14 protein-coding genes are annotated in these 14,398 nt (G+C 31.4%); 3 read left to right on the top strand and 11 right to left on the bottom strand.

Annotation, left to right across the window (positions count from 1 at the left end; all coding sequences use genetic code 11):
* Positions 1 to 9 precede the first annotated feature (9 nt).
* The 4 genes from selA to J2Z35_RS03795 form a co-directional block, all read right to left on the bottom strand.
* Complete coding sequence (gene selA, locus J2Z35_RS03810; RefSeq protein WP_209659555.1) at positions 10 to 1,413, bottom strand: L-seryl-tRNA(Sec) selenium transferase; 1,404 nt, start codon at positions 1,411 to 1,413, stop codon at positions 10 to 12.
* Positions 1,414 to 1,421: 8 nt separating this feature from the next.
* Complete coding sequence (gene selD / locus J2Z35_RS03805) at positions 1,422 to 2,477, bottom strand: selenide, water dikinase SelD (protein ID WP_209659553.1); 1,056 nt, start codon at positions 2,475 to 2,477, stop codon at positions 1,422 to 1,424.
* 133 nt (positions 2,478 to 2,610) lie between these two features.
* Positions 2,611 to 3,123 (bottom strand): thiol peroxidase, encoded by a 513-nt coding sequence (tpx, locus tag J2Z35_RS03800; RefSeq protein WP_209659551.1) that lies wholly within the window; start codon positions 3,121 to 3,123, stop codon positions 2,611 to 2,613.
* A 64-nt stretch (positions 3,124 to 3,187) separates the two neighbouring features.
* Positions 3,188 to 3,790, bottom strand: coding sequence for a helix-hairpin-helix domain-containing protein (locus J2Z35_RS03795; RefSeq protein WP_209659549.1), 603 nt, complete (start codon positions 3,788 to 3,790; stop codon positions 3,188 to 3,190).
* A 171-nt stretch (positions 3,791 to 3,961) separates the two neighbouring features.
* Here J2Z35_RS03795 and J2Z35_RS03790 point away from each other — a divergent pair, with 171 nt between their 5' ends.
* Positions 3,962 to 5,269 carry a D-alanyl-D-alanine carboxypeptidase family protein gene (locus J2Z35_RS03790; RefSeq protein ID WP_209659547.1) on the top strand — a complete coding sequence of 436 codons (1,308 nt, stop codon included), beginning with the start codon at positions 3,962 to 3,964 and terminating at the stop codon, positions 5,267 to 5,269.
* Between the two features lie 88 nt (positions 5,270 to 5,357).
* Positions 5,358 to 5,789: a hypothetical protein gene (locus tag J2Z35_RS03785; RefSeq protein ID WP_209659545.1), complete on the top strand. Its 432-nt coding sequence runs from the start codon at positions 5,358 to 5,360 to the stop codon at positions 5,787 to 5,789.
* A gap of 136 nt (positions 5,790 to 5,925) precedes the next feature.
* On the opposite strand, the gene sdaAA is transcribed toward J2Z35_RS03785, so the two are convergent.
* From sdaAA to J2Z35_RS03750, 7 genes are all read right to left on the bottom strand, one after another.
* Entirely contained in the window at positions 5,926 to 6,798 is an 873-nt protein-coding gene (sdaAA, locus tag J2Z35_RS03780) for an L-serine ammonia-lyase, iron-sulfur-dependent, subunit alpha (RefSeq protein WP_209659543.1), read from the bottom strand.
* 27 nt (positions 6,799 to 6,825) lie between these two features.
* Positions 6,826 to 7,491, bottom strand: a complete 666-nt coding sequence (sdaAB, locus tag J2Z35_RS03775) for an L-serine ammonia-lyase, iron-sulfur-dependent subunit beta (protein ID WP_209659540.1) — start codon at positions 7,489 to 7,491, stop codon at positions 6,826 to 6,828.
* A gap of 21 nt (positions 7,492 to 7,512) precedes the next feature.
* On the bottom strand, positions 7,513 to 8,193 hold the full coding sequence (locus J2Z35_RS03770; protein ID WP_209659538.1) for a response regulator: 681 nt from the start codon (positions 8,191 to 8,193) through the stop codon (positions 7,513 to 7,515).
* Positions 8,190 to 9,467 (bottom strand): ATP-binding protein, encoded by a 1,278-nt coding sequence (locus J2Z35_RS03765; protein ID WP_209659536.1) that lies wholly within the window; start codon positions 9,465 to 9,467, stop codon positions 8,190 to 8,192. Before J2Z35_RS03765 ends, J2Z35_RS03770 begins: the two co-directional genes overlap by 4 nt.
* Positions 9,464 to 9,772 (bottom strand): FMN-binding protein, encoded by a 309-nt coding sequence (locus J2Z35_RS03760; RefSeq protein ID WP_209659535.1) that lies wholly within the window; start codon positions 9,770 to 9,772, stop codon positions 9,464 to 9,466. Before J2Z35_RS03760 ends, J2Z35_RS03765 begins: the two co-directional genes overlap by 4 nt.
* A gap of 81 nt (positions 9,773 to 9,853) precedes the next feature.
* Entirely contained in the window at positions 9,854 to 10,831 is a 978-nt protein-coding gene (locus J2Z35_RS03755) for a polyprenyl synthetase family protein (RefSeq protein ID WP_209659533.1), read from the bottom strand.
* 229 nt (positions 10,832 to 11,060) lie between these two features.
* Positions 11,061 to 12,848 carry an FAD-dependent oxidoreductase gene (locus J2Z35_RS03750; RefSeq protein WP_209659531.1) on the bottom strand — a complete coding sequence of 596 codons (1,788 nt, stop codon included), beginning with the start codon at positions 12,846 to 12,848 and terminating at the stop codon, positions 11,061 to 11,063.
* A gap of 309 nt (positions 12,849 to 13,157) precedes the next feature.
* Here J2Z35_RS03750 and J2Z35_RS03745 point away from each other — a divergent pair, with 309 nt between their 5' ends.
* Positions 13,158 to 14,195 carry an FAD:protein FMN transferase gene (locus J2Z35_RS03745; RefSeq protein WP_209659530.1) on the top strand — a complete coding sequence of 346 codons (1,038 nt, stop codon included), beginning with the start codon at positions 13,158 to 13,160 and terminating at the stop codon, positions 14,193 to 14,195.
* The last annotated feature ends 203 nt before the right edge of the window (positions 14,196 to 14,398 follow it).

Here is a 14,398-nt window from a genome sequence, read left to right as displayed (position 1 = left end):
AAGATACCTCTAATTCAAATATTTTTTTAACTCACTTGCTATCTTTTCAATATCTTTTTCAAATATTGTTCTTAAATCTATAAATATCTTATCCTCATTAATTCTTGTTATTATATTATAATCTCCAAGCCTTAATTTTGATTCAAGTTTATTTACACTTGTAGATTTTGGTTTTATAGTTAATGCAAAGCTTTCCATAAATTCATTAGGCAAAGAACCTCCTCCAACTTGAGATAGGCACTCCTCGATGGATATATCCGCTATATCTTCAGGAATATCAAGTAGATTTTTAAGACCTTGTGCACGCTCTTTTATGGTTTCAGGTTTTTCAGATAGCATTTTCAATATTGGGATTTCAGCTACCGCATTATCTTCATTTAAATATGTTCTTAGAGTGTTATACAGTAGGGATATTATTACCTTGTCCACCCTTAATGCCCTTAAGAGTTGGTTTTTTTTCATCATGTCTATATATTTCTTTTTTCCTACAATAATCCCTGCTTGAGGTCCACCTAAAAGCTTGTCTCCGCTAAATGAAATTATATCTATTCCTTGCTTTACTGCATCTTGTACCGTTGGTTCATAGCTTAAACCAAATTTTCTTAAATCAATTAATACTCCGCTTCCTAGATCTTCAACCACTGGAATATCATATCTTTCTCCTATGTCTTTAAGTTCAAAACCCGATACTGATTTTGTAAATCCTAAAATTTTATAATTGCTTGTATGGATTTTCATCAAGAGTGAAGTTTGTGGAGTTATTGCATTTTCATAATCATGAATATGAGTCTTGTTTGTGGCTCCAATCTCAACAAGTTTAGCCCCACTTTGCTCCATTACACTAGGAATTCTAAAAGAACCCCCTACTTCTACAAGTTCTCCTCTTGAAACTATAACTTCTTTATCTTGTGAAAATGTTGAAAGAATCAAAAGTACAGCCGCTGCATTGTTATTAACAACTATAGCATCTTCAGCTCCTGTAATTTGAACTAGCAAATCTCTGAGATGATCATGCCTTGATCCCCTTTTGCCTGTTTCTATGTTGAATTCCAAGTTACAATAGTTTTCTATAGTTTTTAGGGAATCATCTAATATTTTTTTTGATATAGGAGATCTTCCAAGATTTGTATGAACCACTATCCCAGTTCCATTAATAGTTTGTCTAAGCTTTCTATTTGACATTTTTCTTTCGATTTCTTTGAGCTGCTCCACTATACTTGAAATAGAAATCATTTTTTCATCAGTGATATCTCCATTTAGTATTTTTTTTCTAAAATCTACTAATACTTCTCTAATATTTTGTACAGTTTTTTCTCTTCCATCTTTTTCTTCTTGTTTTTTCACGTAACTATCTTGAAGAATCAAGTCAACAGAAGGAATTTTTTTTATGATTTCCAAATTAGTTTTACTCATAATATTATCTACTCCATTATTAGATATTTTTCTTTTTTATCATGCACTTTGCCTATTATGCTATAGGACAGGCAACCATTTTTTTTGAGAGCTTCAACCATTTTTCCCCCATCTTTTTCCGGTAAGGATAGTAATAACCCCCCTGAAGTTTGAGGATCATAAAGAAGATCGCAAAGAGGGGTATTTTTTATTTTTTCATTTGCATAATGTACATCATCTTCAAAGTAATCTCGATTATTATACATCCCCGCTGGAATTATCCCCATAGCTGCATAATCAATAGCACCACTGATTATAGGCACCTGTCCTGAAAATACTTCAATAGTAGTTTCCGAGCCCTTAGCCATTTCCACAAGATGTCCCACTAATCCAAATCCTGTAATATCTGTAGCTGCATTAATTGTGAAGTCATGAAATACCTCTGCAGCATATTTGTTCAAACTTGACATCACCTTTATAGCTTCATTATAATGCTCTATTTCTATTACTTCTCCTTTTATTGCAGTATTGAGTACTCCAGTTCCTATAGGTTTAGTGAGTATAAGAACATCTCCAGGCCTTGCTCCAGAGTTTTTTAAAACCTTATTAGGAGAAACTATACCAGTTACAGATAAACCGTATTTAGGTTCGTTGTCTTCCACAGAATGTCCCCCTACAAGGAGTGCTCCTGCTTCTTGAACCTTGGCTTGTCCTCCTTTTAGGATTTCACCAAGTACTGACATATCAAGACAGTTTGGAAAGCAAACTATGTTCATGGCTAAAATGGGCTTTCCTCCCATAGCATAAACATCAGAAAGAGAATTTGCTGCCGCTATTTCCCCAAAGACGTAGGGGTCATCTACAACTGGCGTAAAGAAATCCAGAGTTTGAATAATAGCCTTTTGTTCATCTATTTTATATACTGCAGCATCATCTGATTTTTCATATCCTACAATTAAGTTTTCATGATTCATCTGGGGAATATTTTCAAGTGCTTTAGCCAAATCCTTTGGCCCTATTTTAGCAGCTCAACCAGAAGATGTAGTCAGCTGAGTAAGTCTTATTTTATCCAATTTTCCAACCATCCTTTCGTTTACATAAAAACAATATAACATATTTAGGGATATATAATAAAGACTGAGAGGTTATATATTTGAAAAATGAAAAAGCTTGCCTCTAAGGCAAGCTCTTATACTTTTTAAAAGTTTATAATAAAATTTATATTAATTTCTTAGCTTCTTCAATAGCCTTATCATAATCTGGATGCTCAGTTACCTCTTTTACATACTCAACGTATTTTACTATTCCTTCTTTATCTACAACAACAATACCCCTAGCTAATAATCGGAGTTCTTCAATTATAAATCCATATTCCTTTCCAAATGATAAATCTCTATGGTCAGAATATACCTTTACTTTGTCAATTCCTTTTCCTACACAAAATCTTTTTTGAGCAAATGGCAAGTCTACACTGATAGTCAAAATTACAACATCTTCAATCTCAGATGCTCTTTCATTAAATGATGTGGTCTGAAACTCACAAACAGAAGTATCAAGAGAAGGCACTACACTTATTATGACTTTTTTTCCTTTAAAAGTTTCAAATGAAACCTCATTCATATCATTGTCTATGACTTTAAAATTGGGAGCTTTGTCTCCAACTTTTATCTCTTTACCTGCTAATGTTACAGGGTTTCCCTTCATTGTTATTATTCCGCTTCTTTTTTCCATGATTTATTTTCTCCCTTCATTTTCAAATATTATCATTAAACCTTTATACCCTTTGCTTTGTATATTATTCAGTTGAAATCTTATCTTTTATATCATCATATTTTTTATCTCCTATACCTGATACCCCTTTTATATCCTCAATGTTTTTAAACCTCCCTATCGAATCTCGCTTTTCAATTATTCTGTCTGCTAGAACATCCCCTATCCCTGGAAGGCTTTTAAGTTCATCCTTTGTTGCAGTGTTGATATTAATTTTCAAGGATTTTATACTTCCAGCTTCACTAAAATTTGTATTTGTTGCTTCTAGAACATCTCCAATCTTAGGTATTATATAATGACCTTCCTCTTCAAGAACAAGTGATAAATTTATTTTATTGAGATCAGCATCTTCAGTAAGACCACCACATTCCTCTACAGCATCTATAAGCCGCTTTCCTTTTTCCATGGTTATTACTTTTGGACTATTTATCTCTCCACTAATAAAAACAGTCACTTCAGTATTTTCAGATGTATCTTCAAAAGTGATTTCTTCAATATTTTCTATTTCATCATTTTTGTCTTTATCTATTATGTATTCCTTTTCTCTTGGGTAAATCCTGTAAACCCCTAAAAGCAAAGCAAAAAGAACAATAACAGCAACTATGTATTTTTCTTTTTTATTTTTCATAACCCACCCCCGAAGTTATTTTTGAAATCTTTATTTACTAATAGAATATATATCCATTTATTTAATCCGCAACCTAGATAAATATATTTACTAAAGATTCTTAATTCAATGGATTCTAAAATAACTATTATGATATACTATTTACGAAATTAAATTTATGGAGGTTTATAAATGAACTGTCTTTCCATTTTCAAAAAAATATTTTTATTTATTTTTATATTTAACAGCTTAGCTAGAGCATCATACGCAAGTTCTTCCTTTACAGAGCTGCCTATCTCTGCAGAAGGAGCTGTCTTGATTGAATATGAAACAGGAAAAATCCTTTACTCGAAAAATGCAGATAAACCTATGTATCCAGCTTCAACAACAAAGGTTCTCACAGCTCTTTTAGCTTTAGAACACCTTGACCTTAATAAAGTCATAACAGTCCCAGAAGATATGGGGCCAGCTGAGGGAAGTGCTATGTACCTACTTCCTGGAGAAAGATTTACCGTAAGAAACCTACTTGATGCTTTGATGGTAAAGTCTGCAAATGATGCGGCTGTGCTATTGGCAAAAGAGATATCGGGAAGTGTAGAGAGTTTCTCTGTTCTTATGAATGAAAGAGCAAGGGAATTAGGAGCTAAAAATTCAAATTTTAAAAATCCAAATGGTCTCCCAGATTCTGAGCATGTGGTCTCTCCACATGATATGGCCTTGATTACAAAAGAAGCAATGAAAAACAATGTATTTAGAGAATTAGTTTCTCAAGTAAACGTAACTCTAGATGAAACAGAGCAAACACCTGAAAAAAGATATTTTAGAAATACAAATAGGTTTTTATGGTCTACAAGTAAAATCATCTATAACAATGAATACATACCAATAAAATATGATTATATTGACGGAGTTAAAACCGGCTATACTGGTGAAGCAAGAAATTGTCTTGTAACCTCTGGTGAAAAAAATGGAATAAGATTTATTGCAGTTGTTTTTAAAGCAGAAGGATACGAAGTATATAGAGATTCAAGAATTCTTATGGATTATGGATTTGAAAATTTTTCTCTGAAAAGTATTATTCAAAAGGATAATGTTTTGGGAACAGAGGAATTTCCTAAAACTATCCAAGGGTCATTAGATTATGGAACAACTAAAGATATGATTGATGTTTTTAATCAAAATGAGTCTCCAGTTTATAATACAGAAATAATAATTAATAATTTACAATTTCCTGTATATAAAGGGGATATTGTGGGTAAAGTAATAGTAACAAGGGATAGTTTTATGGAGGAACTAGATCTAATAGCTTTTAATGACTTGGAATCAAAATTCACAGTATCATATGCTATGACTGTATTTAGTGATAATATTCCAAGATTTCTTTTTTACTCCTTTATATCCTTTGTAATTTTTATACTTAGTATTTTTGCCTTGAGGCTAATTATGCTAAGAAAAAGAAGAAAAAGGATGAGAAGAAAAAAATATAAAAATATATATTAATTCTCTTTCCTTTTAAAGGTTTTTTTGGTTAAATATATATAAGTACAAAAATTCAAACATTTCAAAATTTTACGAGGAGGTAATTCCAATGGTAAAATTATTGGTTGGTGAGGCAGGTAGTGGAAAGACAAAGGCTATGATTCATATGGCAAATGAAGCGGTGGATCTTGCGAAAGGTGAGATAGTGTACATTGAATCAAGCAGTAAACATATGCACCAGCTCCATAGAAATATAAGATTTATCTCCACTCAGGATTTTGCGCTTAATACATTCAATTCCCTCTATGGATTTTTATGTGGTCTTGTAAGCGAAAATTACGACATAGAAAAGATATATATAGACGGAATGGATAAGGTTGTAGGAAATATAACTCCTATAATGATTGACTTTATGAAAGATATAAATAAGTTTACAGATAAGTACGAAATTGATATGATTATCTCTTCAAGCATTGATGATCCAAGCTTGGAACAAGAATTAAAGGATTATTTTATTACTTTTGATAAAGTAACTGTTTAGAAAACTACTGAGGCTCAAAATATAAACCCACCCATAAGTGCAATCAAAGATTGCCAATGAGGATTGGGAATTTTTCTTAATTCACAATAAAAAAGACCATATTTCTATATATAAAATAGAGATATGGTCTTTTATTTTATCCAAATATCTTACTGCATAAATTGCATCCAGTTTCAGATGCAGCAACTCCTCCAAGTGCAGTCTCTCTCAATTCCATAGGCATTGATTTTCCAACCTTATACATCGCAGCCACTACCTCATCAAAAGGTATAAGACTATCAATACCTGCCAGAGCCATCTCTGCACTAATAAAAGCATTGGCTACTCCTATGGCATTTCTTTTTTGACAAGGGGCTTCTACAAGCCCAGCGATAGGATCACATATAAGTCCCATTATGTTTTTTATGCTTATTGCAGCTGCATCAAGGCACTGCTTTGGACTGCCACCCATTATTTCGCAAACTGCTGATGCAGCCATAGCCGCAGCTGAACCTGTCTCAGCTTGACATCCACCTTCCGCTCCAGAAACTGTAGCATTTCTTGAAATAATCATTCCAATTGCTCCAGCATTAAAAAGCCCTTCAACCATAATCTCATCATCGAGATTATATTCTTCTTGTAAAGCCCTAAAAACCCCTGGAATTATACCACAAGATCCTGCTGTAGGAGCCGCAACAATAAGTCCCATCGATGCATTTACTTCCAGTACTCCCATTCCATAAGCCATAGCTTTAGATACAAGACTACCACATATATTTTTTTTGTTTTTTATATTTGAGTAAAGAGTTTTTGCTTCTCCACCTATAAGTCCTCCCATAGATTTTAAATCTTCTTTTAGGGATTTTTCTATTGCTTTTTTCATTACTTCATAAGATCTATTCATCTCTTTTATTATGTCTTCTTCATTCTTGCCAAAAGTTAATGATTCTGATTTTATCATTAAATCAGATATTTTGTATTTATGCTCTTCACACATATTTAATAAATCTTTTCCAGAATAAAATTCCATAAGTCCTCCTTAATTTTCGTAATTATATTACATTTCAACCAAAAAAACATCGTTTATGTTTGGGCTGTTTTTTAATTCATCTAGTAAATCTGGTTTCATTTTTTCATCAAGTTCTAGAACCGTAAAAGCCTTTTCTCCCATTGACTCTCTAAATATACTCATAAAGGCTATGTTTATACCTTGCTCTGTCAATACCTTTGTGATATGTGCAGCAACTCCAGGTTTATCAATTTGCTGAACTATGACTGTAGTATACTCTCCTGTAAATTTAACATCTATTCCATTAATCTTTTTTATTATTATTGCTCCTCCACCTATAGATTCTCCCATTATAGATAGAGTTTTTTGTTCTCCTTTTAAATCTATTTCAACTGTGTTTGGATGCATATCGGGATCCATTTCACCTATTTCAAAACTTATACTAATACCTTTTTCCTTAGCTAATTCAAATGAATTTTTAATTTTCTCGTTTTCTGTGTTAAATCCCAAAATCCCTCCGATTAAAGCTCTATCTGTACCATGACCCTTATAGGTCTGGGAAAAAGATCCATAAAGGGTAAAATTCGCTTCTTTTATCTCATCTTTAAATATTTTGTATGCTACTTGTGATATCCTTAATGCTCCCGCTGTATGGGAACTAGATGGACCAATCATTATTGGACCTATTACATCAAATACACTAATCTTTCTCATATTTCACCTCTTAGTTTTTAATTATTTTTCTCTAAACCTGTAGACATTTTTGGGTCTTCCAACCGTTCCATATTCGAAATGAAGATCTAAATATCCTTGTTTTTCTAAAACATCTAAATATCTTCTTGCTGTAATTCGTGAAAAACCAAGTACATCTGCTATCTCCATAGCAGTGTATCCAGTCTCCTTATTTTCTTTAAAAAATTCCATAACATGTTCAAAAGTGTTGGAATTATTTTTCTTTTTATCTTGATGAAATAATTCTCCCTTTTTTTCATTTAATAGATATTTATCTATATCCTCTTGATCTACAGTTTCTATATTGAGTATAGCTTCACATCTTTGCCTATATTTTAATAAAGATTCGCTAAATCTCTCATAGGTAAATGGTTTTATTAAATAATCAACAACGCCTATTCTAAAGGCATCTTCTACAGTTTTTATATTCTTGTCTGCAGTTATCATGATTACATCCGTATCTAGATGGTTTTCTCTCATCCATTTTAAAAGCTCGAGGCCTTTTTCTCCAGGTAAAAAAACATCCAAAAGAACAAGGTCTGCAGAATTAGTTTCAAGAAATTTTTTAGCATTTTTTACATTATCTACGCTGCCTATTAAATCAAATCCTTCAACTTTTTCTAAAAATTTTTCATTAATCATCCTAACCATAGGATCATCTTCTACAATCAAAACCTTAATCATAAGGTTCCCCCCTTCTCAATCGGAATACTTATGTCCCATGTCACGCCCTCATTTGAGCTAAGCCTGATGGTTCCTTCCGATTTTTCAATTAATGTCTTAACTATCCAAAGACCGTATCCTCTTTGTCCCTCTTTATTCGTAAATCCTTTGGAAAAAATATTTCCAAGTATTGATTCATCAATACCTCTACCATTATCTTTAATTATTATATTAACTTTTTTATTGTCTGAATTCAACTTGATTGAAAGAACTCCATTTTCTACATTACTTAACTCCTCAATTGAGTTTTCTAGAAGGTTCCCAATAATTGAGGTTATGTCATCTTCGCTTAGCGTAGCAGGAAGTTCTTTTAAATTTGACTCTTCATCTATATGAAAAGAAATTTTATTTTCAAGAGCTTTATTATACTTTGATAAGAGTATAGCCGCAACATGAGGGTGAATTATTTTATTGGTAATATTATTGAAAAAATCTGCTCTATCACTAGCTACCATGTCAATATATTCTAAAGCTTTTTGGTGCTCTTCAAGTTGTATAAGTCCAGATATAGTATGAAGTTTATTTTGGAACTCATGATTTTGCGCTCTGATATTTTCTATTATTTCTCTTGAGTTGTTTAGTTCTTTGGCCAGGTTGGCCGCTCTATCTTTTTCATCAAGAAGTTCGGCTATTTCATAAGGCTCTAGTCCAAATATCTGTTTTTTGATACTTACTGTTAAAATCCCAGAACCTACTATCCCTAAAAATAAGATGGAAAGAAATAAAAATTTCAATTCATTTTCATATCCCTTTACTTCTTTATTCACGCTATCATTTACTGTAGCAACTAAAACAGCCCCTACCTGTTCTTTGTTTAAATAAATTGGAACAAATGCTCTAATATTGGAAAAAATATTACTTCTAGACGTTAAGACATAGCTTTTTCCATATTTTAAGACTTCATGTTCTCCTCCCCTTGAATATTTTTTGCCTATCTCTGATTCATTAGGATGAGAATATTGAACAGAGTTCTTATCCAATACTATTATATACTGAAATCTTGTTTTGTCTCTGAAAAGCTCTATTTCCTTTTGTATTAGATAATCATTCTCTTCATATAATGCATACTGTATTTTTTGATTTTGACTGACAATATGAGCTACATCAATAGCAGAAGAAGATATCTGATTTTCAAGTGTCTGACTTAGATGACTTACAACCATAAAGCGAATTAAAAAAACCAAAGCTGTTATCATTATAATAAAGAATATGGAAATTTTATTTCTCAGCTTCATTCTTTTAATCCTTTCGCCTTACTAAGAGCCTCTTTTAGTGCATCAATAAACCCCTGACTAGTTAAAGTCGCTCCAGTAATCACATCTATATTTTCTCCATTATTAGTTTTAGCATCTGCAATTAAAAGAGGATATACTATGTTCCCTATTTCAGGATTTTCGTTTTCTGATACCACTTCAATCTCTAATATCTTTCTGCTGTCTGTTTCAACCTTTAATATAATCTCTGAAGTATATCCCTCACCAGTTCCTATATATATTCCTTCATTAAAAATTGACTCTTTTCTAAATTGATATAAAATCATAGAAAATAGGATTAATATTATAAAAATTATATATTTCTTTTGGATTTTCATTAAATCACCTTTTTTGAATTTATATAGTCTCTAATTTTTTCTATAAAGAAGGTTTTCAACTAGTTTTTTAAGTATATCTTTATGTTCAATATTATCCAGCTTGTTTATTAAGCTAAGTACTTTATTTGTATGTCTTGTTGCTATAGCTTCTGATTTTTCTATCCCTTTATGCTCTTTAATAAAATTAAAAATCAAATCAACATCCTCTTTAGTTTTTTCTTCTTTTTTTAGCAAATCTTTTAAAACTCCAGCCTCATCTTTTTGTAGCGCAAATATTACAGGAAGTGTATAATATCCATTTAAAATATCGATTTGTGAGGTTTTTTTGAGGCCTTTATCATCTTCAGTAATATCTAGTATATCATCTTTTATTTGAAATGCTACACCTAAATAATATCCAATTTTTCCAAGTATCTTTGAGGTTTTTTCATCTGCACCACTTTCATAAGCTCCTATATAGCATGCTAAAGAAATGAGAGCTGCAGTCTTTCCTGAAATAACCTTGAGATATTTTTTATAGGAAGCATTTAGATCATACCTGGAGTGAAACTGCATAAGTTCTCCTGTACATATTCTCGATATCACATTTGAAATATTTTTCATAGTATCCATGTCATAGCTTCCAGATAACATAGAAAAACATTTTGTAAATATATAATCTCCTATATAAACAGCATATTTTTTCCCGTACTTATACTGTAGGGTATATTCACCTCTTCTTGTCTCACTTTCATCAATGATATCGTCATGTACAAGAGTAGCCATATGAAACATTTCTATAATGGCTGCAAGTTGTAGTATTTCCTCTTTTTTATATTTCTGGTTTTTTCCAAATTCCGAAGAAATTAGTAGTAAACCAGGTCTTATCATCTTTCCTCTTTTATTAATCATTGCTCCTAGAGTTTCATTTAAATAACTCTCTTTTGATATCAGAGTATCATGCATTATATCTTGTACCTTATCTAAATCTTCTTTATAGGAAGGATAGTTTTCCCAAAAATTACTCATTTTATAGATACCACCTTATCTTTTATTATATTTACTAAAAATTATACTATATATTAACACAAAAATTTAAGAATTTAACTCTTTGTTTCACTTTCTGATGTCTATGGATTTAATGCTTTGCTAAGATTCAAATAGAATCTATAACTAAAAGTTTTACTACAAAAATAAGCCCTTAGCAAAGGTTTCTTTGTAAGGACTTATTTTAAGTAAAAGTGTTCTAATTTTATTATTAGTCAGTATATAAATACCATTTCTTGATTAGCGGTATTTTTTTATATATTTTCTTTAAATATGGATAAAGATAATAATCCAATCCAAAGGTTGAACCTGATCCTCCTATTAAAGCTATACTTGCAAAAGTATACCAAAGAACTTCAAGTCCTGCCATAGCACTTAAAATAAATACAAAAGTCATAATTGTGCTTATTCCTGCTGCAACAACTGTAAATAGTCCTACTATAAGCATTACTCCTATTACAAGTTCTGTAATAACTGCCATTGCTTGGAACTGAAACGCAAACGGAGCTACGATTGTATCAAGTCCCCATTGTACTATTGGCCATGGTTGTGAAAGAAGAGGTTCAACATAATCTGCTGATTCAGCCCAATCCGTTGCAGCCGATGTTGCAGTTTGAACAATATATATATTTTCTGGATTAAGCCACCCATCACTTATCTTATTTAGAGCTTCATATATCCACATTCCTCCCAAGAATAATCTAAGGGGAACTAACCAAAAGTTTGGAGATGATTTAGAAAAATGTCCTCCTACAAATGATCTTTCTTTCTTTATATGGAAAAACTCATGCATCATATAAGTCCATATTCTATTAAAGCCAGCAACTTCTAAAAGATAATGGATGTTCACAAGATGCTTCATAAGCATTGCCATAAATCCGGAAAGCTTGATATTTAGGTTATTGTTTGATCCAAGGTTAGCTACTGCATATCTTCCACCAATAGAAACCATATATCCATGATAATTTGATTTAAATGCCTTTTTACTCCCTTTTGTCACATCTGCATGAATATTATGAGCTATAACCGCTCCTGTCTGGATTGCAGTCTCAACTATTTGAGGTATCCCTTGAGGACTTTTCTCTTCTTCTAGATATGCATTGTCTCCAACTGCATATACTTCACTATGTTCAATAGTCTGAAGAAATTCGTTTGTCTGGATTCTACCTCTTTTTCCTAATGTTAGTCCAAGCTTAGAAGAAAATCCTGATGCCTGAACCCCTGCGTTCCATATAAGAGTTTTAGTAGGTATTACTTTACCTTCTCCAAGTTCTACAGATTCTTCATTTACTTTAGTAATACTTACATTATTTAATATCTCTACTCCAAGTTTTTTTAGTCTGTCTTCCGATTTTTTTATAAGATCACTTGGAAGCATTGGAAGTATTTTAGGAAGCATATCCACAACATAAAGCTTTACTTCTGACTTAGATACGTCATATATTCTGCAAAGCTCTTCTTTATATTCGCCTAGCTCTCCAGCCATTTCTATTCCTGTAAAGCCTCCTCCTGCTACTACAAAAGTAAGAAGCTTTTGTCTTTCCTCTAATGAGGATTTTTTTTCTGCAAGTCTAAACATGTTATGTATGTGTTCTTTAAGATTAACTGCATCTTCATACGACCATAGAGTATGTCCAAACTCCTGAGCACCCTCTACTCCATAAAAAGCAGGTTCACTTCCAGCTCCAATGACAAGATAGTCATAGTCATAGATTTTTGTATCTGAAGTAAGCTGTTTAGCTTTAAAATCAATATTTGTTATCTCATCCAGTACTACATCGACTTTTCTTCCTTCAAATATTGAATTTAAATCAATTCTTATAGAATCTTCAGGAGTTCTTCCTGCCGCTACTTCATGAAGCTCTGTCATTAAAGTATGATATGGTTTTTTGTCTATAAGCGTAATCTGAATATCATTATGTTTTTTAAAATATTTATGAAGCTTTTTTCCTGTGGCTACGCCTCCGTAGCCTCCTCCAAGTATAACTATTTTTTTCATAGAAATAAATTCCTCCTACAACTTTTTGTTAAATCTTTAAGTTTTATATGCTAATATTATCACAAACTTAGTCTTAGAATACTATTACCCCTTTTTTGTTCAAAATAAATATTATTTGTTCATTATGTTCATTATTATTTTATATATAATCTTCTTTATAAATGATAAATTATTAATATCTTAACATACTTCATGTTAACTTCGACAAGATAGTCTAATTTCATACTAAACAATATCTATATTTCAAACTAAGAGGTGATTGAAATTTTCTGGAAACAAAAAAAAACCATTTTTATTATTTTAATATTATTGGCTTTAGGAATATCTTACTTTTTTTTCAAAATTTCTCAAAATGAATTATACAACTTAAATTCTAAAACTGAATTTGTTTTAGGCTCTACCTTTAAAATATCTATATATGGAAAAAATTCAGATAGACTTATACAAGAATCCATCGAAATAGTTAACGAAATCGACAATAAAATGAGTCTTAACAACCCTGAAAGCGAAATAAATAAAATTAATAATAATGCTGGTATAGAATTTAGCAAGGTATCAGACGATACTCTTTATGTTGTATCCAAAGCAGTAGAATATGGGTATATATCAAAAGGACATTTTGATATATCAATAGCTCCTTTAGTTAATCTTTGGGGGATTACATCAGATTCTCCTCAAGTTCCATCTGAATCAGAGATAAACCAAGCTTTATCTCTGATTAACTATAAAGACATAGAGTTTGAAGATAATGAAATCAAACTAAAAAGAGAGAAAATGGGAATTGACTTAGGAGGCATAGCAAAGGGTTTTGCTGCAGACAAGGTTTATAATCATTTAAAGGAAAAGGGAGTAAAAAGTGCAATGATAGATGTTGGGGGCAATATTTCCTTACTTGGCACAAGGCCTGATGGCTCTGAGTACACTATAGGAATACAAAACCCATTCGAGAGCAGAGGAAATCATTTTGCAACTGTAAAGATAGCTGACAAAACGATTGTAACTTCTGGCAAATATGAGAGATTTTTCACATATGAAAATAAAGATTATCATCATATCTTGTCCCCATTTGATGGATACCCTATAGAAAATAATATTGAATCAGTAACAATCATTTCAGAAAATTCATTAGAAGCTGATGCTCTTTCAACTACAGTACTTCTTTTGGGAGCTGAAAAGGGTCTAGAGCTTATAAATTCATTAAAGGATTCTGAATGTATTATTGTGGATAGTAATAAAAACGTTTTTTTATCAAACAGTCTAAAAAATTTTGAACTTAAAAATAATGATTTTAATTTAAAAACAAAAGGGGCTGTCGGGAAAAGGCGTTTTTTGAACGATGAACCCTAAAAATTAAAAATCCTAGATTATTAAAGACATTCAGAAATGTAAATGTTTTAAAATAATCTAGGATTTTTAATATCTATAAATATTTATTGCATGACAAAAAAGCCATGCTATATTTTTTCATGACTTATTTCATTTTAAACTAGCTACGCTATTTTTCTCTCATATTTCTTGATTTTTTTATTCGCGAAGCGATGATATTTATT

The sequence above is a fragment of the Acetoanaerobium pronyense genome (assembly GCF_017874355.1).
Classification (GTDB): Bacteria; Bacillota; Clostridia; order Peptostreptococcales; family Filifactoraceae; genus Acetoanaerobium; species Acetoanaerobium pronyense.
The sequence above is the reverse complement of the archived record's forward strand: the minus strand, read 5'-3'. Positions and strand labels throughout refer to the sequence as shown.

Coding starts and splice junctions, on each gene's coding strand:
- selA (WP_209659555.1), bottom strand. CDS start 1,413: ATGAGTAAAACTAATTTGGAAATCATAAAAAAAATTCCTTCTGTTGAC.
- tpx (WP_209659551.1), bottom strand. CDS start 3,123: ATGGAAAAAAGAAGCGGAATAATAACAATGAAGGGAAACCCTGTAACA.
- J2Z35_RS03795 (WP_209659549.1), bottom strand. CDS start 3,790: ATGAAAAATAAAAAAGAAAAATACATAGTTGCTGTTATTGTTCTTTTT.
- J2Z35_RS03790 (WP_209659547.1), top strand. CDS start 3,962: ATGAACTGTCTTTCCATTTTCAAAAAAATATTTTTATTTATTTTTATA.
- J2Z35_RS03785 (WP_209659545.1), top strand. CDS start 5,358: ATGGTAAAATTATTGGTTGGTGAGGCAGGTAGTGGAAAGACAAAGGCT.
- sdaAA (WP_209659543.1), bottom strand. CDS start 6,798: ATGGAATTTTATTCTGGAAAAGATTTATTAAATATGTGTGAAGAGCAT.
- sdaAB (WP_209659540.1), bottom strand. CDS start 7,491: ATGAGAAAGATTAGTGTATTTGATGTAATAGGTCCAATAATGATTGGT.
- J2Z35_RS03770 (WP_209659538.1), bottom strand. CDS start 8,193: ATGATTAAGGTTTTGATTGTAGAAGATGATCCTATGGTTAGGATGATT.
- J2Z35_RS03765 (WP_209659536.1), bottom strand. CDS start 9,467: ATGAAGCTGAGAAATAAAATTTCCATATTCTTTATTATAATGATAACA.
- J2Z35_RS03760 (WP_209659535.1), bottom strand. CDS start 9,772: ATGATTTTATATCAATTTAGAAAAGAGTCAATTTTTAATGAAGGAATA.
- J2Z35_RS03755 (WP_209659533.1), bottom strand. CDS start 10,831: ATGAGTAATTTTTGGGAAAACTATCCTTCCTATAAAGAAGATTTAGAT.
- J2Z35_RS03750 (WP_209659531.1), bottom strand. CDS start 12,848: ATGAAAAAAATAGTTATACTTGGAGGAGGCTACGGAGGCGTAGCCACA.